The organism is Streptomyces sp. NPDC047525, assembly GCF_040643025.1.
In the GTDB taxonomy this organism is placed as follows: Bacteria; Actinomycetota; Actinomycetes; order Streptomycetales; family Streptomycetaceae; genus Streptomyces; species Streptomyces durmitorensis.
On sequence record NZ_JBEYTL010000014.1, the window covers coordinates 122,377 to 140,473 of the forward strand.

An 18,097-nucleotide genomic window follows, 5' to 3' on the forward strand; every position below is an offset into this window, starting at 1 on the left:
CGCGATATCGGTAGCTTGCGGAGGCGTGACCACCAGCAAGCAGCAGACCACGCTCCAGGAGACCGACCGCACCCGCCACAGGCGCCTGCGCGAACAGGGCAGCCTGAACCGCGCCGACCTCGAAGCGATCCTCGACGCGGGGTTCATCTGCCATCTGGGCGTCGTCGTCGACGGCCACCCCATGGTGGTGCCCACCGTCTACGGCCGCGACGACACCCAGCTGTATCTGCACGGCTCGGTCGCCAGCCGCAGCCTGGCCGCCGACCCCGGCGCGACGATATGCGTCACCGTCACCCACGTGGACGGCCTGATCCTGGCCCGCTCCGTCTTCGAGCACGGCGTCAACTACCGCAGCGCGATGATCTACGGCGTCCCGCGCAAGGTCACCGACCCGGACGAGAAGCTGACGGGCCTGCGCCTGCTCACCGAGCACGCGACCCCCGGCCAGTGGGACTACGCCCGGAGCCCCAGCCGCAAGGAACTCGCGGCGACGACCGTGCTCGCCCTCTCCCTGGAGGAGGCGTCGGTCAAGACGAGCGTGGGCCCTCCGGACGACGGCGAAGGGCCGGACGCCGGGCTCGGCATCTGGGCCGGGAACCTTCCCCTGACGGCCAGTTGGGGCACCCCGGTCGCCGACCCGCTGCTCCCGTCGGGCATCGCCGTCCCGCCGCACATCGCCGAGCGCGGCGGGACGCGGCACGGCTGAGCCGCGTCAGTCGTGTCCGTCGCGTCAGGGTTTGGCGGCAACAGGCGTCCCGCAGCCGTGCGCCCTCGCCGAGCCTTCCGCGAAGGCCTTGAGCGCGGCGCGCTGATAGGCCCGGTCGGCGGGCGTGGGCTTGTCCTTCTCGTCCTGTTGGTACGAAGGGGAGTCGGACCCCGGCGGCTCGACGGTGAACAGGGCCCGCTCGCCGTCCTTCTCGCACTCCGCGCTCACCCAGTACCCGCCCTCCGGAAGGCGGCCGGAGGGTGCCGCGCCGGGGATGCGGTCCTGCGCCAGGTAGTCGTAGCGGTCCTGGTAGCGATACCGCTCGTCCTGCGCGTACGGGCCGTAGGAGGCGCTCAGCCGATAGTGCCCGCCCACGTCGTCGGTCGACCTGGCGACCGGCAGGCCGTCCCCCGTCACGGTGCCGGGCCCAAGGACACACACCTCGACCGGCGTCCCGCCGCGTGCGCCCTCCCACACCCGCGCGACCTCGGAGCCACGCCCCGGAACGCCCCGGCAGGACGCGGTGGCATCGGCAGGCGGCACCGCCTCGTCCGAGTTCACGGGCAGTTCCACCGTGCGCGGGGCCCTGCCCAGGTCGGCGTCGCAGCCCCAGTGGCCGGAGGCGTTCGCCGCCGTGGCGGTGGCGATCCGGGCGAAGGCGGTGCGCTGCCGGGGGGCGTCGAGGGTCACGCCCTCGTCCTCGGCGTCGACCGTGACCAGGAGCCCGCCACGGCCGCGCGCGCAGTCGAGCAGGACGGCGGTGGTGGCCGACGCCTTGCCGCCGCTCGACTCGTCCGTGGAGAAGACGCCGTTCCAGCCGGGGCCGACCGCGACCGGCGGCAGGGAGGAGTACACGTCCGGGTACACCCCGTCGTACTCGCCGGTGAAGTCCTCGCGCCGCCGCTCCCGTGCCGCAAAGCCGGTGTCGTCCTTCGCGACCCGCTCCGGCACCGCCCGTACGTTCACCTTCACCGAGCCGGCGCGCGTGGACGTGCCCGTGTGGTGCTCGGTGTCGCGGGCGATCGTGCAGTTCACGCGCAGCGAGGCATCGCTCAGCTCGCCTTCAGTCCGGCCGCGCGTGTCGTCCTGGAACGGCCCCTCGCCCAGTACGTCACGTACTTCGGCGGCCGGGAGCACTCCGTCGCAGGCCCCGGCCAGCAGACGCTGTGCCACCCACCGGTCGTAGCCTCCGCTGAACCAGAAGTACCCGCCCGCCACCAGCGCGAGGGCGAGCACCGCGCCGGCCGCCGTGGTGAGCTTCCTTCCCGCCCCGGACCGCCAGGTCAGCCCTGCCACTGCTCCACCTCTCCCATGATCTCCGTGTCACGGCAGTGCGAGCGCCGGGGCCAGCCGTCGTCCGCGGCCAGATAGCGGTCGAGCACGGCCCGCGCGTCCGCCGAGATCCGCCGCCATTCCTTCTTGTCCACGACGACCTCGTTCTGGTGCCGGAAGTCGAGGGCGGGCGTGACCGTGACCCGGTGGAAGGTCGGCCCGCCGTCGCACACCGACCGTGCCCAGAGCGCGAGCAGCGGATCGTCGCCCGGCATGTCGAAGGTCAACTGGCCCTCAGGGCCCCGCTCATGGCGGCTCTGTTCGGTCCCGGGGACGTGTCCGCTGTCGCCGAAGCTCTCGTACGCGCCCGACGCGAGGACACCGGACCAGCTCTGAGCGCCCGCCGCCTTGACCTTCAGACCGGCGGCCCAGCCCGCCGTGTCGTCCCACTGCCCGCCGCACGTACCGGCGCGCTCGCTGTACACCGTGTCGTTCTCGTCGAACCGCCAGCCGCCCCGCGCGAACTTCAGCGCCTTGGGGGAGAGCCAGTCGCAGAGCGCGGCGGCGCTCCTCGGCTTCGCGGCATCGGCCAACGGCTCTGTCCCGCAGCCCTGTTCGCGGCTCACCCAGTCGGCGACCCGGACCGCGGTGCGGGACGCCAGGAGCCGGTCGGACCTGGGGATGTCGTACTCGCTGTCGGCGTGCGAGGGCAGGTCCACGGAGACGAGCAGGTCCTTCGACGGCCGGACCCGGCCGCTCAGCCCCTTCGGGCACCCGGTGAGCAGGGTGGCCGACACCTGGCTGCCGTCGAGCCGGTCCTCGCTGGAGCCCGTGCCGCCCAACGTGCCGCTCGGCAGGGGCAGTTCGAAGTCTCCGGCCGGTGCTTGGGCCTTGCCGAGCACGGCCTCGGCCCGGACCCGCACCTGTGCGTCGGGCTCAAGGCCGCCGGCGTCGCCGCCCCACGACAGCGTGCAGTCCAGCAGTGCCCTGCTCTGCTGACGTGACGTCAGGAGCGTGCCGTATTCCTCCAGTACGCCCGCCGAGTCGTCCGGCACGAAGGAGCTCAGCTCCTCGGGGAGCAGGCCCGCGCAGGCCCGGTTCAGCTGGTCCCGGTTGGCGGCGATGAGGTCGTCACGCCCCTGCGACTGAGAGACGGCGATCCCGGTCCCGGTGGCCGCGAGCGCGAGGGCGGCCACTCCGGCGACCACCAGCCACGTACGCCTCCGGACGGCACGCACCCTGGGCATGGCGCTCCCCTTCCCCCGCGAGCCACGTCAGGCGACACGTTCAGATGACATGTCAAGATCAGAGGAGCGACGCTATCAACCGGGGGCAAGCCTCCCGGACGAGGGTCAGGCGAGCTTCAGTTCCCCGGAGATGACCCGCCGGGCCACCGAATCGAGGGACTCGCCCACGGCGTACGCCCGCGCCTGGATGAGGGCCAGGGCGTCATCGACCGAGCCGCCCGTCTGATGGGACAGCACGCCCGCGGCCTGGTGGACCACGGCACGCAGGTCCGTGCCGCCGTACAGGCCCGGGTCCGCGTCCGGGCCGAGCAGGACGGACTCGGTCAGCGCGTCGGCGACGGCGTCGAAAGCCCTCGTCCGGACCAGTTCGGGCGGGGGATCGAAGACGGTGAGTGCCCCGAGGCAGCCACTGTGCACTCGGAGCGGCAGCGCGGCGACGGAGCTCAGGCCGAGAGCCGCGAGGCCGGAGCCATAGCCGGGCCAGCGCCTCTCCAGGTCCGCCCCCGACGCGTGGACCGCACGGCGGCTGTGGGTCGCGTCACGCCCGGGGCCCGAAGTCAGGATGTACTCCAGGTCTTGGGCGCCGCGGGAAGGCCGGTCCGATGCGGCGACCGCGAGCTGGTTCAGGTCCACCCCGACGAGCGTGAGCGCGGCACTGAGCGTTCCGCAGGCCTCCGCGACCCCGGCCATGAACAAAGGGCGGTGGTCGTCCTCGCCTCCCGCGCGCGGAGGGTCGGTGCGGCCCGCCGCCCATGCCCTGGCCCGGCGGGCGTACGTCTCCTGGAGCCTGGCCGCCGTGCGATGCCGTTCCTCGACCGCGCGGTGCCGCTCCGCCATCGTCGCGTGGAACTCGCGTCCGGACTGCGCGTAGAGCCTCTCGTGCCGCTCGGCGGTCAACGATGACAGCGCCGCGCGTTCGCCCGCCGATACAGCACGCTGCCAGGCGGCGTCCGCCCGGCCGTCATCTGCGCACGAACTGCCTTTCATGGCGCTCATGTTCACAGGATACGACCGGAGTCGTCAGCTGCCTTCTCCGTTGGCGAGGTCTTCCATCAGGAGGACGACGCCGCCGTTGTGGCCGTCGAACGGAGAACAGATGATCGAACAGTTGATGCTCCGCCCGATGCGGTTCACCGCGGGGATCGTCACCGGGCCCGCGCGCTTGCCGGACGCGACGCACTCCTGGATGATCTCGCGCAGGCTGTCGGTGGGGAGCCCGAAGTCCAGGGCGAAGAAGTGCTCGCCAAGCACCTCGTCGGGCCGGAGCCCCCAGAGGTCGACCGCGCCGCGGTTCCAGCTCTTGGCCCGCATGTCGGCGGAGAGCACCACCACCCCCGCCGCGATGCTGCTCACCACGCCCTCCAGGAAGGCGCGCGCCTCGTCCAGGTCGGTGGTGCGCAGGCGCATCTCGTCGTTCATGGTCTCGAGCTCTTCGTTGCCGGACTGGAGCTCTTCGTTCGTCGTCTCCAGCTCCTCGTTCGTGGACTGGAGCTCTTCGTTGGTGGTCTCCAGCTCCTCGATGCTCGACTGGAGTTCCTCGTTGGTGGTCTCCAGCTCCTCATTGGTGGACTGGAGTTCCTCGTACGCGGTCTCCAGGTCCTCGCGTACGCGCTTGACCTCGGCCTTGAGCTGCATGGCCAGGGTGACGTCCGTGAAGGTGATGTTGGTGGCGACCGGAAGGCCTGGGCCGCTCGCGATCGGCTGGATGACGATGTCGAAGTACTGGATCTCGGTGCCGATGCGCCGCTCGGCACCGTTCACCCGCAAGGTCCGGCGCTCATGGACGGCCTGGTCGATCAGGGAGCGGAGCTCGGTGGGCCGGTAGGAGAGCTCCAGGTCCTGGAAGGGGCGTCCCACGTCATGGGCCGTGAGGCCGAACTGGGACCGGGCCTCGTTGTTGATCATCACCAGAATGCCGTCGCCGTCCAGGGCGACAGCGGCACCCGGAGCCGCGTCGAGGATCAGGTCGCGCAGTTGGCGGGTGCGCGTGGCCGCCTGCATCTCGATGCCCACACCGGGCCTGATCTTCACGGGAATCGAGGGGTAGGGAGCGGCGCTGCCGCCCGGCCGGCGCCGGAAGACGCGCTGGCGGATGCTGACCGCCTCGAACCGCTCGCCGTCATTCAGGAGCATCTCGGCCTTGCCGAGGAAGAGGTAGCGGCCCTCGCGCAGGGCGAAGTGGAAGCGGTCGACGATCTGGGCCTGCGCCTCGACGTTGAAGTACATCAGGGCGTTGCGGCAGACGAGGAGGTCCAGGCGGGAGATCGGGGCGTCGCGGGTGATGTCGTGGCGGCCGAAGATCACCCGGCGCCGCAGGTCGGGGCGGAAGACGTAGTGGTTGTCATGCTGCTCGAAGTACTTGTCGCGCAGCTCGACCGCGAGCGATTCGAGGCTCTTTTCCGGGTACTGCCCGGCGCGGGCGTCGCGCAGCGCCTCCTCGTCGACGTCCGTGGCGTAGATCTTGACGCGGTTCAGGCTCTCCTCGATGCCGAGCGCCTCCGCGAAGATGATGGCCAGGGAGTACGCCTCCTCGCCGCTGGAACAGCCCGCGCTCCACACCCGGATCTCGTCGTCGGCACCCAGGTCCGCGATCAGCTCCGGCACCACCTCACGCTGGAGAAGCTCCCAGGCTTCCGGGTCGCGGAACATCGAGGTGACGTTGATCAGGATCGTGTTGAAGAGAGTGCGGAACTCCACCGCGTCGGCCTCGAGCAGATCGCGGTAGTCGGCGTAGTCACGGGTGCCGACGTCGTCCATCCGCTTGCGGATGCGGCGGCCGAGGGTGGACCGCTTGTAGCCGGTGAAGTCGAATCCGCGCGAGTCGCGAATGAAGCCGAGCAGGTCTTCAAGACCCTGGTCGACAGCCGTGCTGGGCGCACGCTCGGATTGTCCGGCTTGCGGCTCGGCGCCCTCATCGGTAGCGGCGCCGGACGACTCACTCATCACTGCCTCTTGTCCTCGACAAGTCCGCGGACCGCCGCGGCGATTTTCTCAAGACGGAGTACGAAGTCCGCTGCTCCCGTGGCGACCGCCGCCTGGGGCATTCCCGCGAACTGCGCGGTCTCCGGATCCTCGACGATCACGGTGCCGCCCCGGTGCTTGACCGCGGCCACGCCCGTCGCGCCGTCCACGCCCGTGCCGGTCAGGACGCAGGCGATGGCCCGCGACCCGTACGAGTCGGCGACCGACTCGAAGAGCAGATCACCGGAGGGGCGCACGAAGTGCACGGGGTCCGTGCTGGTCAGCGCGAGAACCCCGTCGGGCCCCACGAGGAGGTGCAGGCCGGGCGGCGCGATATACACCGTCCCCGGCTCCATGTGCTCCTGGTCCTCCGCGAGCTTCACAGCCAGCTCCGTGCGCCGCGAGAGCACCTCGGGGAGGAGCGTCCGGTGGCGTGGATCGAGGTGCTGGACCACGAGAACGGGCACGGGAAGGTCGGGGCCGAGGCGGCTCAGGAGGGCCACCAGGCCTTGGATGCCACCGGCTGATGACGCGACAGCCACGACGGCGTACGGCCTTGAAGTGTGCTGTTCCGACATCACATGACGAGCCTAGCCGCTGGCAGTCCGGCAAGCTGCACATGGACGGCCGGGCACCGGCCCTTGTCGGCGCCCGGGGCATCTGCTTGACTCCGCCCGCCCAGCACGCCAGAACACCAGCTCGACCAGAAGAGCAGAACACCAGAACGCCACATCGCCACATCGCCAACGCACCGGCGGAGGACGCCATGGAGATCACCCGCAGACGCCTGTTGTCCGCTCTCTCGGCCGCCGGTCTCCTGGCGGTGATCCCCACGCTGCCGGTGAGCGCCGCAGCGGCCGCCGCTGACACCGCGCGGCTCCTGGCCAACACCGTGGGAATCTTCGCGGGGACCGCCGAGTCCAACGCGCGCCCCGAGACGGCCGCCAAGCTGGCCGCCGTCGACAAGACCGCCCGGACGAACCTGAAGTCGATGGACGACGCGGGCGAAGGGGAGCTCTTCGACGGCCTGGTGCTCGGCACGGACGACGCCAACCTCAACACGGCCTACAAACGCCTGTACGAGATCGCCCTCGCCACCCGCACCCCGGGCACCCCCTCCGATCTCCACGACAACACCGCCGTGCAGCGCCGCGTCATCGACGGCCTGGTCTGGCTGCACGAGCGCCACTACGGCGACCAGTCCAAGGGCTATTACGGCAACTGGTTCAACTGGGAGATCGGCATCTCCCAGTCCGTCAGCAAGACCCTCGTACTCCTTGTCGACGAGGTGCGGACCTACAAGCCAGGCCTCATCGCCATCTACGTCGCCTCGATGGACGCCTATCTGCGCAACGGCACCGACGGGGACGTGGACCTCGACTCGCGCTTCCACACCGGCGCCAACCTCGCCGACATCACCACCAACCGGATCCTTCAGGGCGCGCTCATCGGCGAGGGCGGCGAGGCCCGCATCCGCAAGGCGCTCACCGATCAGCTGACGGTCTTCGTCACCATCGACCCCTATCACCTCAACCACGGTGTGACGGACGGCCATTACGCGGACGGCTCCTTCATTCAGCACGCCTCCGTCGCGTACACGGGCTCGTACGGAAAGGGCCTGCTCACCCGCGTGATCCAGACACTCAAGATCCTCGACGGCACGGGCTTCGCGCACGGCGAGGAGCTGGTGCCGACCGTCCAGAGGTGGGTGCGCGACGGCTTCGCGCCGGTCATCTTCGAGGGCTGGATGATGGAGATCGTCAAGGGGCGCGCGGTGTCGCGGCCGGACGGCGGTTACACCGACGTCGCGGTCGTCGTCGAGGCCGTCGTCGACCTCTCCTCGCTGGCGAGCGGCGCCGACGCCACCGCGCTCAAGAGCTACGTGAAGCACATCCGCGCGACCTCGCGCGCCACGCTCAACCCCACCGGCTTCGTCTCACCGGTCAGCATCGTGCGCTACACCGACATCATCGGCGACGCCTCGGTGCCGCCCGCGGACCTGAACCCGGCCTCGCGCAGCGTCGCCTTCAACGCCATGGACAAGACCGTCCACCGCAGACCGGGCTACGCCTTCGCCCTCGCGCGCAGCTCCGACCGGATCAGCAAGTACGAGTACATGAGCGGCGAGAACCTCATGCCGTGGTTCCAGGGAGACGGCGCGTACTACCTCTATCTCTCCGGCCAGGACCAGACGCAGGCGTACGGGGTCGACTACTTCACCACGGTCTCTCCGTACGGCCTCGCGGGTGTGACGGCGCCGGTCGAGCAGCGCAGGACGGTCCCCGAGCTGTACGGGAAGCCGTACTACGACAACCCCGGCCACCCGCTGAACTTCACCTCTTCCTCCGAGTCGCAGAACAAGTACGTCTACTTCCCGCGCGGCACCAACCAGTACTCCGGTGGTGCCGTCCTCGGGGCGTACGGCGCGGCCGGGGCCGTGCAGTCCAGCGATGTCGCCTTCCAGGACCGGGAGTTGCTGCCGGACGACTTCGTGGTCCACCGGGGCGCGACGGCGACGAAGTCGTGGTTCCTGCTCGACGAAGAGATCGTGGTGCTCGCCGCGGGGGTGGGCGACGGCGCGGGGCGGGCCGTGACGACGACGGTCGACGCGCGGACCGCGGCGCCGGGCGACCAGGTCTCCGTGACGGGGGAGCTGCGTGACGGCACCCCGTGGAAGGGCGCGGGCACGGGTGACCTGCGGTGGCTGCGCCACGCCAACGCCACGCAGCGCACCTCCGTCGGCTATGTCTTCCTGGACACCCCGAAGGTGCGGGTCACCCTGGACGAGGTCACCCGCAGCCGCCGGGTCGTGCGCACCGCGAACCCGGACACCCCGGTGACCCGCAGGGTCCTTGGCGTGACGGTGGACCGGGCGGCCGGGGCGAAGCCTGTCTCCCTCGCCTACGCGCTGGTGCCGAGCGCGGGTGAAGCGGGGCTGAGGTCGTACCGGGGCGGGCGGCCGCTGAAGGTCCTCGCGAACACGGTGCGGTTGCAGGCGGTCAGCCACGCGGGCCTCGGCTTGACCGCCGCGAACAGTTTCACGTCAGGCCGCCATGAGGCCGCGGGGATGGGGATGCGGATCGAGGGCCCCGCTTCGGTCCTCGTACGGCGCGAGCGGCGCGGCCCGACCACCGTGGCGGTGTCGGACCCGACGATGGACCGCGACAGGGTGAGCGTGCTGCTCCGCGGCCGTGCGCTGCGGGAGGTCACGGCCGACGAGGGGGTGCGCGTGAGCCGGGTCCAGGGCGGGACCCGGATCGATGTCGAGACGCGGCACGCCTACGGACGGAGCTTCACGGTGACGCTGCGCGGATAGGGCGCCCGGCGGGCCGCCGCATCCCGGCCGGCTGCCGCGCCTGGCCGGGGACGCGCGCCGCTTTCTCGCGGTGGTCGTCGACCTGGTCGTCGCTCTGTACGGCGCGGTGGGGATCGCCCGGCTGACCCCGGAGACCAGCCCGTGGTGGACCCTGAGCTGGACGGGCGAGCTCTACGACACCGACATCGCCGGGCTCCGTTCCGTGTGCCGGGTGGACCTCGCCGCCTGGCGGCGGCGGGGTCACTGAGCCCGCGAGGAGCGTTCAGGAGTCGTCGACGGTGACGGTCACGGCCTGCACCGGGCAGGCCCGCACGGCCTCACGCACCAGGGGGTCGCCGCCCCCGTCCTCGCGGCCGGGGAGCACCTCGCTGAAGCCGTCGTCGTCCTGGGTGAAGACGCTCGGTGCGGTGAGTGCGCACATGCCCGCACCCACGCACCGCTCGGATTCGACATGGACCCGCACGCTCATCTCCTCCAACTCTTACCAGGTGACGGGGAGTTCGAGCATCCCCTGGATCGTGTCGCCCGGCTTGAACGGAATCTCCCGCGCGGGCACGGCCAGGCGGAGCTCCGGCAGCCGGTCGAAGAGCGTCCGCAGGGCGATCTCGATCTCGGCGCGGGCGAGGTTCTGGCCGAGGCACTGGTGAATGCCGAACCCGAAGGCCAGGTGGTGGCGGTTGTCGCGGTGGAAGTCCAGTTCCTCCGGGGTCTCGTAGGCCGAGCCGTCGCGGTTGATGAGGGAGGTGGAGAAGATGACGCCGTCGTCCGCGCGAATGGTGCTGCCCGCGACGTCGATGTCCTCCTTCGCCACCCGCAGCATTCCGTCCGCGATGGACAGGAAGCGCAGCAGCTCCTCGACCACAGCGGGCATCAGCGTCCGTTCGGTACGCAGTTCCGCGAGCTGCTCCGGGTGCTGAAGGAGGGTGAACGTACCCAGGGAGAGCATGTTCGCCGTGGTCTCGTGCCCCGCGACCAGCAGGATCGTGGCCAGGCTGACCAGCTCCTCGCGGTCGAGCGCACCCTCGGCGAGCTGCCGGTGGATGAGCTCGTCGAGGAGCCCGTCCCCGGGCTCCCGGCGCTTGCTCTCGATCAACGCGTGGAAATACGCGTCCAGTTCGTCCCGTGCCCGCTCGGTGTCCTCGGCCCGGGGGCCGCGCAGCAGCCGGCGCGACTGCTCCTCGAAGAACTCGTGATCGGCGTAGGGCACGCCGAGCAGGGCGCAGATCACCATGGACGGAACCGGCAGCGCGAACGCGCCGACCAGCTCGGCCGGAGCACCCTTCGTGATCATGGTGTTGATGAGCCGGTCGACCGTCTCCTGGATGCGCGGCCGCAGCGCGGCGATCCGCTTGACCGAGAAACTGGGGATGAGCATGCGGCGCTGCGCGTTGTGCTCGGGGTCGTCGACGCCGAGCAGGGCGACACGGCGGTTGCGTACGTTGGCGAAGCGCTCGGTGGGCGCGGGGAACGCCTCGTTCTCGCGATCGGTGGACAGGCGCGGGTCGACGAGGAGGTCACGGGCCGTCCCCTGCCCGGTGACCACCCAGACGGAACGTCCGTCGAAGAGCCGGACCCGGGAGAGCGGCCGGGCCTCGCGGAGCGGTTCGTACGACTCCGGCGGGTGGTAGGGGCAGGTGCGGTCCTGCGGGAAGGCGACTGATGCGGACACGACTGATTCGGGCACGACTGATTCCGTCATGGACGTACCTCACAAGCGGAGGGGCTCCCTTTACCTGTTCCAGTAGATGCCTGGGGCATCTAATTGGTCCACGGCAAACCAAGCCAGAAAGCGGGCGGTCCAGCGGTCGAATCTGGCCGGAATCATCTCCTCCGCTCAACCCCTCCGCGTCGGGGGCCTCCGGTCGGCTCCGGTCGGCTCCGGAGCACGCGGGGCGTACGGTCGCGCCGTGGGGGCGTGCGGTTCGTGGGTAGGCTTGTCCGGCGTGTGCCGAGGGCAGGTGTTCGGTGTGCGACCCCTTGGGGGATTCGGCGGGATCCGCGCCCCAGGTGTCGCTAAAGTCCCCCCATGCTCATCCCCGCCTTCGTCGATATGCGGCCCATCGGAAGGTGCAATCTCAGCTGCCCCTTCTGCTTCGGCCCGAGGCATGAAGTCCCCTCCATGCCCAGGGAGACCGCACTCCGGGTCGCATCCGCGCTCAAGGCCGGGGGAGTGCGTGGCGTCGTCATCTCCGGGGGTGAGCCGACCTTGCTCTCCTATCTCGCGGAACTCGCCGCGGCACTGCGCCGGCCCCAGGGCGACCACCCGTCGCCGCAGGTCGTCCTCAGCACGAACGGCCTCGCACCGCTGCGCACGATGGAGCGCGTACTGCCGAGCCTCTCCTGGATCGCGCTGCCCCTGGAGTCCGCGGACGCGGCGGAGCACAGCGCCCTGCGCACCGGAGTCGCCCCGCACCGGGAGAAGATGCTGACCCTCCTCGGCGAGGTCCGCAAGAACCACCCGCACGTCCAGGTGAAGCTCGGCACGGTCGTCACCCGGCTGAACGTCGGGGGCGCGCCCGACGTACTGAGCCTCATCGACGACGCCTGCCTGCCCGACGTATGGAAGGTCTACCAGATGTCCGAGACCAACTACGGTTCGGACAACCGGGATTGGCTCGCCCTCGGCGACGAGGAGTTCGAGGACGTGGTCCACCGCTGCGAGGCGGCGGCGCGGGAGCGCGGAGTGAAGCTGAGGGTCTATCGCAACAAGACCCGCACGGGCAGCTACTTCTTCATCGACCCGGACTGCGAGGTCGTCGTCATCGACGAGGGCGGGGAGCGCAGGATCGGGAACTTCTTCGCACGGCTCGCGGACGGCGACTCACCGCTGTCGCACCAGGTCACGGGGGACAGGAACGTCGAGAATTTCACCGGCACTTACCCGATGACACGGGACACGCACCCGGATGCATGAGGAGTCCGCGATGACGACACAGGTACGCGTAGGGGTCCAGGCGATCGTCCGAGCGGGCGGCCGCGTCCTGCTCGGCCTGCGGGCCAACACCTTCGGCGACGGCACCTGGGGACTGCCCGGCGGCCATCTCGAAGTGGGGGAGTCCCTCGCCGGCGCCGCCTGCCGCGAGCTGGAGGAGGAGACGGGCCTGCGCGCGATCGGCACGCGCGTCGTGTGCGTCACCGACCCCGACCCGGCGGCCAATCACCACATGCAGGTCGGCGTGGAGATCCTGGACTTCGCCGGTGAACCCCGGGTCCTTGAGCCCGAGCGGTGCCTGCGCTGGGAGTTCTGGCACCTGGACGAGTTGCCGGACCCGCTGTTCGTAGGCTCGGCGGGGGTGCTGCGCAGCATCAGGGACGGTGCTCTGCATCTGCCTTGAACCGGTCGTCCGACTGCGCGCGCACGGCGTCCCGCAACGCGGTCTTGTGCTGTTCCTCGCTCGCCTCGAACTGGTCCAGGGTGCTGGCCAGTTCCCACTGGATGTCGAACTCGGCCCGGCTGTCGGAGTAATACCTGCTGTCCTTGTGGAACTCCACCTCAAGCACATTGAGTTTGCGCCGGGTCCTGCGCTCCGGATTGGAGGTGATGTAAGGCTCGAAGAATCCGCGGTCCGTGGTGAGCAGGGTCGACCCGGGGATGTCGATGTGCGTGAGGCGCAACTCGATCCGGTCGTGATACGTCTCCCGGAGCGTGCGGTAGGCGTCTATGACATGGAGAAAAGTCTTTGAGTAGTAGTCGCTCGCCGCGATGATGTCCACGATGTTGTGGGAGTTGGGGCGCTCCGCCGTCGCGTCGTGTTTGGTGAAAATGGCGAGGTTGTTCCAAGGGCTGCTGATGATGACGTAGAAGTAACTGCCCTGATTCAGGGCGTGGATGACCTGCGGATGGAAGAGTTTCAGGTCCTTCAGGAAGAAGGACGCACCCGCGTGCGCGACCAGCCTGATCACATTGCGCTCCTGCCGAAGGGCCTGGCCCTTGGCCTTGTTGCGGGCGCTGTTCTCCTGGGGTGTGTAGACATGCTCGATGAGATAGGGGAGTTCGTCCGACGGCGTGGTGGCATCGCGCATGTCCGCGAGCGCCGCGCGCAGCGCGAGCGTCTGGGAGTGGTCACGGCCCAGGGTCCTGGCGGCCGTGACGGCCGCCGAGTCGAGCAGGGACACGGCCTGCTGCCTGCGTGACGCACAGAACGCGGTGCCGTCGGCCGCGTCGAACTCGGCCGTGGCGAGCGCCGCCTGGGCGACCAGCGTCTCCTGGTGATCGGCCCCGAGGAGCGCGGCGGCGCGGAGATGAGAGATCTCGAGCTCGGCGAGTTCCGCCTCGATCCGCTCCTCGTCCTGCACCGCCTTGGCCGCCTGGAACCTCGCCTGGGCCAGCGCCGAACGGGCCGCGACGGCCTTCGGGTCGTCGTCGTCCGTGAAGCTCGTGTACCAGTCGACCGAGGAGGCGAAGTCGCCGAGGGTGCGGGTGAGTTCGGCGGTGTCCCGGCGGATCGAGGCCACTTCGACCCGCACCCAGTCGGCGGTCAGCCGCGCCTCCGGGTCGCCGCCGTAGTACTTGCCCAGTACGGTGACCGCCTTCTGCGCCCAGACCCTGGCGTCCTCCAGATGCCCGGCCCGCAGGCTCACGGCGCTCAAGTTGGCGAGGATCCTGGCGAGTTCGGGGGCCGCCGCGCGCTGTGCGCGGTTGAGGGCGTAGTTCAGGACCATGCGGGCCCGGTCGAGATCGTCGTGCTCCGCGAGCAGCGAACCGAGTTCGTTCCAGGTGTCGGCCGCGAACAGCTCCTGGTCCGCCTCGGCAAGCTCCATGTGGCGCAGGGTCACGGCGGCCAGGGCGTGCGAGCGTTCCCTCATGTCGAGCGCTAGGAGGAGCTGCGCGAGATTGATGTGCTGGCGGGCGTGGGGCCGAAGGAGCGCGTAGGGCGCTTCGGGGCTGGTGAGGCGCTCCACATAGCCCGCGAGTGATTCCTTGAGGTCGGACCGGGCCGTACCGTCCGCATCCAGGGCGTCCTCCGCTGCCGCCAGCCCCTCGCTGACGTTCGCGATCTTGGTCATGTCCCCTCCGGGAGACGGGCCGCCGTGGTGGGCGGCATGCTCTTCACGGCCGGGGCCGGTGCCAGCGCAGGTTCACATAGCTGGTCACGGCGGCCAGGCCGGCGGGCACCGTGCGGTCCTTGCGGGCCAGTGCTTCCGCCTCGTGGTCCTGGCGCACCTCGTAGATGCGTTCGGAGCCGGACAGTGCCTGTTGTGGTGCGGGGCGGAACTTGAAGGTGTCGAATCGCCGCACCGCCTCGTCGATCGTGCCGGCGAACAGCGTGTCCTGAGGCGCGTCCGTGGTGGCAGGCCGTGCGACGAGGAGCCCGAGCACGACCGAAGGCCGGTCGGGGTCGGGCTCACCCCGGCCGACGGGGCTGCCGGCGAACTTCCGTACGTCGTCGTGCGCACCGTCGTGCCGCAGCCGGTGGCAGTTGACGGCCTGCTCGCCCGTGCTCTGATAGATGACCGATACGTCGCTCACGGTTCCGCGCAGCATGCCGTCGTCCGGCCGGGGGTGGACCGCCGTCCACGATTCGCCTTCGCGCGCGACATCGAAGTGGATGCCGGGAAGGGGCACCCTTTCGCCTTTCTGGAACACGATCTTCAAGAGGGCCATGTCGGCGAGGAGATCGAATTGCTGCACCTCGCCGTCCAGGTGCCTGCCGTCCGGAAGGCGGAGGAGGACCGGGCGCATGCGATTCTCTCTGTCATCTCCCAGGCAGTGTGCGGCAGTCAGGGCGAAATACCTGGTGAGGCGCACGCCGGAACCGATGTGATCGTTGTTCCGGAATACCTGGATCAAGTGCTTCTGGTGCGGCTCGTGATGCGACATGGGTTCGTCCCCCCGTCCGATCCCAGGAGCGAGCAACTGCCCCGTGCAGTCGGCTGCTGCTCTTGCGCTGTGAATATGCAATGGTAGCCACGAACGGTTCCAGGGCGGGAGCAACCGCACAAGAAACGTTCTCAGGCCCCGAGTTGAGGAGATCCATCCGGATCCGCACGCCGGAAAGGGCGCCACTTCCACCACGATCTTCTTGGTTTCCTCTTTCCGTGCACCTCATCGCGCAGGATGCCCAGGAGCTGGTGGTCGGAATCCTCCGATTCCTCGACGAGCTTGGTGAACTCCGCCCACAGCGGGTCCGTCTGGCTCACCCGGGGATTGGTCCCCTCCTGGTTGTCCCAGTCGTGCCACGCGTTGATCCAGGCACGCATCGCCTGGAACGCCGTCCAGTGCGCTTCGCGCACCCGATCCGTGGCGTAGATCTCCAGCCGGGCGGCGAGCACATGCACGTCGCTCACCGCGGCGCCGGTGTCGTCCGGCCACTCTCCCGTGCTCGACAACTGCGCGCGCAGGTCGCCGACGCGGTGGACGGCGACCATGGCTTCTTCATAGACGTCCATGCACCGCGACCACACGCGGTTCTCGCGCTCGCGCCTGTCCGTCGCGTGCTGGGTGAGCCAGGCCCCGGAGAAGGAGGCGATGGCGCCCAGGGTCATGCCGGTGATCGCCGCTTCGGCCGGATTGAGTCCCACCCCGCAAGCATGAGGGGTCGGCCGTGACGGCGCCGCACGGTTGCGGCTGGATTTCCTGCTGCGGGGTGGGCCCGCATGGCGCCCTTGTTGTACGTTCCGTCCAGCAAGCCTCGGCCGCGAGGGTCGTACGCGGCAACTCCGGGAGGCAGAAGTCGAGTTGGAGGACGTTGATCCGTGGCTGACCACGACCTGACGGGATTCACGCGGAGCCTGTTCACGCACGAGGGCACCACTCGCAAGGTCCTGCGGCGCGGGGAAGGGCCTGCCGTCATCGTGATGGCGGAGGTCCCCGGGATCACGCCCAAGGTCCTTGCCTTCGCCGAGAAGGTGGCCGCCATCGGATGCACGGCCGTGCTCCCCGTCCTCTTCGGCACGCCGGGGCGCGACGCCAACCCCAAGGCCCACGGGGTGCTGAAGTCGAATCTCTACATCGCGTCGACCATGCTGAAGGTGTGTGTGAGCCGGGAGTTCACCGCATTCGCCACCGGTCGCAGCTCGCGCGTGGTGACCTGGCTGCGGGCCCTGGCCGCGCACGAGCACAAGCGGTGCGGCGGCCCCGGGGTCGGCGCCGTCGGCATGTGCTTCACCGGTGGCTTCGCCCTGGCGATGGCCACCGACGACCGGCTGCTCGCCCCCGTGCTCTCCCAGCCCTCGCTCCCGCTGCCCGTCAACGGCCGCCGCGCGTGCACCATCGACATCTCGGACGACGAACTCGCCGTGGTGAAGGGCCGTTGCGAGCGGGACGGACTGCGGGTCCTGGGGACGCGCTTCAAGAGTGACCGGCTCGTTCCCGACGACCGGTTCGCCTTCCTGCGCCGCGAACTCGGCGATGCGTTCACCGCCGTCGAACTGGACGACAGCGACGCGAACCCCGAGGGCGTCCTGGCGCCCCACTCCGTCCTGACCGAGCACCTCATCGACGAACCCGGACAGCCGACGCGGGCCGCCCTTGACGAGGTGCTCGACCTCTTCCGTACGCGACTGCTTCAGGAGACCGGCGGCCCGGCCGCCCCGTAGCCGCCCGCCCGCACCGCCCGCGGTGTCGTGCCCCACCAGCGTCGGCAGCAGCGGTTCAGGGCCGACTGCTCGGAGAGGCCGAGCAGCAGGGCGACCTGGCCCAGGGGCAGGTCGGTCCCGGTGAGATAGCGGCGGGCCGCGCTGCGCCGCTCCTCGTCGATGATCTCGGCGAAGGTCGTCCCGGCTGCGCGCAGGCGGCGCTGGAGCGTCCGCGCGTGGACGTTCAGGAGCCGGGCGACGGTCCCGATCTCGGGCGGCGACGTGCCGAGCGACCGCCCCACGACGGCGCGGACACCGCTGACGATGTCCGTGCGCTCACTGGGCAGTTGCTCGTCGAGGTAGGCGAGCGCGAGGCGGCGCAGATGCGCGTTGCCGCCGCCGAGCGGCCGGTCGGCCAGGCTGAGCGGGACACGCAGCAGGGCCGCGGGGCGGTCCGCCTTCACGGGTACGCCGAAGAAGTCCTCGTACACCGACAGCGGGGCGAGCAGCGGATGCGGGAGCTCGACCGAGCCCAGGCCGTAGGGGCCGACCAGATAGACGATGGCCCGGTGCATGAACCCCAGGGAGAGGTCGATGCCCTGGGGCGGTGCCTCGACCCCTTCGCGCACGCCGTAGCGCAGGGCGGCGACCCCCGGCGTGCCGTAGGGGTCGGGCTCCAGGCTGAGGCTCAGCGAGCGCGCGTGGACGAAGAGGTAGCGGGTGGTGCACTCCAGGGCGTCCCCGAGCGTGGCGGAGTTCTGGATGGCGAGCGCCAGGGCGCCGAGCATGCCCAGGTCCTGCCGGGCCGCGATACGAAGACCGAGATCCGGGCAGCCGAGATCATCGGCGGCCAGCTCGAGTACCGTGGCCATCGCCTCCTCGGGCACCAGGAGGTCGTCCCCGTCGAGTGCGGCCGCGGGGCAGCCCGCCTGCCGGGCATAGGCCTCGGCGTCACCGCCGAGCTCCGCCACCGTGGCGCGGAACCCGCGAAGACCCGCCGATCTGATCACGGACATGTCGTCCAGGGTCAAAGATCTGTCGTCCCGGGTCAATTCCTGCGGGGTGTGCTTCCGGACA

The 18,097-nt window shown here is 70.1% G+C and carries 17 protein-coding genes; 6 read left to right on the top strand and 11 right to left on the bottom strand.

Translation table 11 applies throughout. The annotated features are described in order from the left end of the window. Positions 1–25: 25 nt before the first annotated feature. Positions 26–706 carry a pyridoxamine 5'-phosphate oxidase family protein gene (locus ABZ833_RS33050; protein WP_361054418.1) on the top strand — a complete coding sequence of 227 codons (681 nt, stop codon included), beginning with the start codon at positions 26–28 and terminating at the stop codon, positions 704–706. 24 nt (positions 707–730) lie between these two features. Here ABZ833_RS33050 and ABZ833_RS33055 read toward each other — a convergent pair whose 3' ends face one another. The 5 genes from ABZ833_RS33055 to ABZ833_RS33075 all read right to left on the bottom strand — a co-directional run bounded on the left by ABZ833_RS33055 (position 731) and on the right by ABZ833_RS33075 (position 6,764). Further along, positions 731–2,002, bottom strand: coding sequence for a hypothetical protein (locus ABZ833_RS33055; protein ID WP_361054421.1), 1,272 nt, complete (start codon positions 2,000–2,002; stop codon positions 731–733). Continuing rightward, positions 1,990–3,225: a hypothetical protein gene (locus ABZ833_RS33060; RefSeq protein WP_361054424.1), complete on the bottom strand. Its 1,236-nt coding sequence runs from the start codon at positions 3,223–3,225 to the stop codon at positions 1,990–1,992. The genes ABZ833_RS33055 and ABZ833_RS33060 overlap by 13 nt, the downstream gene beginning before the upstream one ends. Before the next feature lie 105 nt (positions 3,226–3,330). Beyond that, positions 3,331–4,221: an ANTAR domain-containing protein gene (locus ABZ833_RS33065; RefSeq protein ID WP_361054427.1), complete on the bottom strand. Its 891-nt coding sequence runs from the start codon at positions 4,219–4,221 to the stop codon at positions 3,331–3,333. 24 nt (positions 4,222–4,245) lie between these two features. Further along, positions 4,246–6,168 (bottom strand): CheR family methyltransferase, encoded by a 1,923-nt coding sequence (locus tag ABZ833_RS33070; RefSeq protein WP_361054430.1) that lies wholly within the window; start codon positions 6,166–6,168, stop codon positions 4,246–4,248. Beyond that, positions 6,168–6,764 carry a chemotaxis protein CheB gene (locus ABZ833_RS33075; RefSeq protein ID WP_361054433.1) on the bottom strand — a complete coding sequence of 199 codons (597 nt, stop codon included), beginning with the start codon at positions 6,762–6,764 and terminating at the stop codon, positions 6,168–6,170. Before ABZ833_RS33075 ends, ABZ833_RS33070 begins: the two co-directional genes overlap by 1 nt. 188 nt (positions 6,765–6,952) lie before the next feature. Between ABZ833_RS33075 and ABZ833_RS33080 the strand changes: the two genes are divergently transcribed. Both ABZ833_RS33080 and ABZ833_RS33085 read left to right on the top strand, forming a co-directional pair. Then, positions 6,953–9,502 carry a polysaccharide lyase family 8 super-sandwich domain-containing protein gene (locus tag ABZ833_RS33080; RefSeq protein WP_361054436.1) on the top strand — a complete coding sequence of 850 codons (2,550 nt, stop codon included), beginning with the start codon at positions 6,953–6,955 and terminating at the stop codon, positions 9,500–9,502. A 70-nt stretch (positions 9,503–9,572) separates the two neighbouring features. Beyond that, positions 9,573–9,749, top strand: coding sequence for a hypothetical protein (locus ABZ833_RS33085; RefSeq protein ID WP_361054439.1), 177 nt, complete (start codon positions 9,573–9,575; stop codon positions 9,747–9,749). 15 nt (positions 9,750–9,764) lie between these two features. Here ABZ833_RS33085 and ABZ833_RS33090 read toward each other — a convergent pair whose 3' ends face one another. Further along, on the bottom strand, positions 9,765–9,965 hold the full coding sequence (locus ABZ833_RS33090) for a ferredoxin (RefSeq protein WP_361054442.1): 201 nt from the start codon (positions 9,963–9,965) through the stop codon (positions 9,765–9,767). Positions 9,966–9,983: 18 nt separating this feature from the next. Further along, a complete protein-coding gene (locus tag ABZ833_RS33095) occupies positions 9,984–11,201 on the bottom strand; it encodes a cytochrome P450 (protein WP_361054444.1) in 1,218 nt (405 codons plus the stop codon). A 351-nt stretch (positions 11,202–11,552) separates the two neighbouring features. Between ABZ833_RS33095 and ABZ833_RS33100 the strand changes: the two genes are divergently transcribed. Together ABZ833_RS33100 and ABZ833_RS33105 are read left to right on the top strand one after the other, a co-directional pair. Then, on the top strand, positions 11,553–12,416 hold the full coding sequence (locus ABZ833_RS33100; RefSeq protein ID WP_361054632.1) for a radical SAM protein: 864 nt from the start codon (positions 11,553–11,555) through the stop codon (positions 12,414–12,416). Positions 12,417–12,426: 10 nt separating this feature from the next. Further along, positions 12,427–12,837, top strand: a complete 411-nt coding sequence (locus tag ABZ833_RS33105; RefSeq protein ID WP_361054447.1) for an NUDIX domain-containing protein — start codon at positions 12,427–12,429, stop codon at positions 12,835–12,837. Here the strand turns inward: ABZ833_RS33105 and ABZ833_RS33110 are convergent. From ABZ833_RS33110 to ABZ833_RS33120, 3 genes are all read right to left on the bottom strand, one after another. After that, positions 12,809–14,509, bottom strand: a complete 1,701-nt coding sequence (locus ABZ833_RS33110; protein ID WP_361054449.1) for a hypothetical protein — start codon at positions 14,507–14,509, stop codon at positions 12,809–12,811. The genes ABZ833_RS33105 and ABZ833_RS33110 overlap by 29 nt on opposite strands. A 43-nt stretch (positions 14,510–14,552) precedes the next feature. Beyond that, positions 14,553–15,323, bottom strand: coding sequence for a serine protease (locus ABZ833_RS33115; RefSeq protein WP_361054451.1), 771 nt, complete (start codon positions 15,321–15,323; stop codon positions 14,553–14,555). Positions 15,324–15,454: 131 nt separating this feature from the next. Continuing rightward, complete coding sequence (locus ABZ833_RS33120; protein ID WP_361054453.1) at positions 15,455–16,024, bottom strand: hypothetical protein; 570 nt, start codon at positions 16,022–16,024, stop codon at positions 15,455–15,457. A 174-nt stretch (positions 16,025–16,198) separates the two neighbouring features. Between ABZ833_RS33120 and ABZ833_RS33125 the strand changes: the two genes are divergently transcribed. After that, positions 16,199–17,041, top strand: coding sequence for a dienelactone hydrolase family protein (locus ABZ833_RS33125; RefSeq protein WP_361054455.1), 843 nt, complete (start codon positions 16,199–16,201; stop codon positions 17,039–17,041). On the opposite strand, the gene ABZ833_RS33130 is transcribed toward ABZ833_RS33125, so the two are convergent. Then, positions 17,011–18,036 (bottom strand): AraC family transcriptional regulator, encoded by a 1,026-nt coding sequence (locus tag ABZ833_RS33130; protein WP_361054458.1) that lies wholly within the window; start codon positions 18,034–18,036, stop codon positions 17,011–17,013. The two genes, ABZ833_RS33125 and ABZ833_RS33130, sit on opposite strands and share 31 nt — an antisense overlap. Positions 18,037–18,097: the final 61 nt, after the last annotated feature.

Bases quoted from the DNA above. Each gene is read 5' to 3' on its own strand.
- ABZ833_RS33060 (WP_361054424.1), bottom strand. From the start codon at position 3,225: ATGCCCAGGGTGCGTGCCGTCCGGAGGCGTACGTGGCTGGTGGTCGCC.
- ABZ833_RS33065 (WP_361054427.1), bottom strand. From the start codon at position 4,221: ATGAGCGCCATGAAAGGCAGTTCGTGCGCAGATGACGGCCGGGCGGAC.
- ABZ833_RS33070 (WP_361054430.1), bottom strand. From the start codon at position 6,168: ATGAGTGAGTCGTCCGGCGCCGCTACCGATGAGGGCGCCGAGCCGCAA.
- ABZ833_RS33075 (WP_361054433.1), bottom strand. From the start codon at position 6,764: ATGTCGGAACAGCACACTTCAAGGCCGTACGCCGTCGTGGCTGTCGCG.
- ABZ833_RS33080 (WP_361054436.1), top strand. From the start codon at position 6,953: ATGGAGATCACCCGCAGACGCCTGTTGTCCGCTCTCTCGGCCGCCGGT.
- ABZ833_RS33095 (WP_361054444.1), bottom strand. From the start codon at position 11,201: ATGACGGAATCAGTCGTGCCCGAATCAGTCGTGTCCGCATCAGTCGCC.
- ABZ833_RS33100 (WP_361054632.1), top strand. From the start codon at position 11,553: ATGCGGCCCATCGGAAGGTGCAATCTCAGCTGCCCCTTCTGCTTCGGC.
- ABZ833_RS33105 (WP_361054447.1), top strand. From the start codon at position 12,427: ATGACGACACAGGTACGCGTAGGGGTCCAGGCGATCGTCCGAGCGGGC.
- ABZ833_RS33110 (WP_361054449.1), bottom strand. From the start codon at position 14,509: ATGACCAAGATCGCGAACGTCAGCGAGGGGCTGGCGGCAGCGGAGGAC.
- ABZ833_RS33115 (WP_361054451.1), bottom strand. From the start codon at position 15,323: ATGTCGCATCACGAGCCGCACCAGAAGCACTTGATCCAGGTATTCCGG.
- ABZ833_RS33130 (WP_361054458.1), bottom strand. From the start codon at position 18,036: ATGTCCGTGATCAGATCGGCGGGTCTTCGCGGGTTCCGCGCCACGGTG.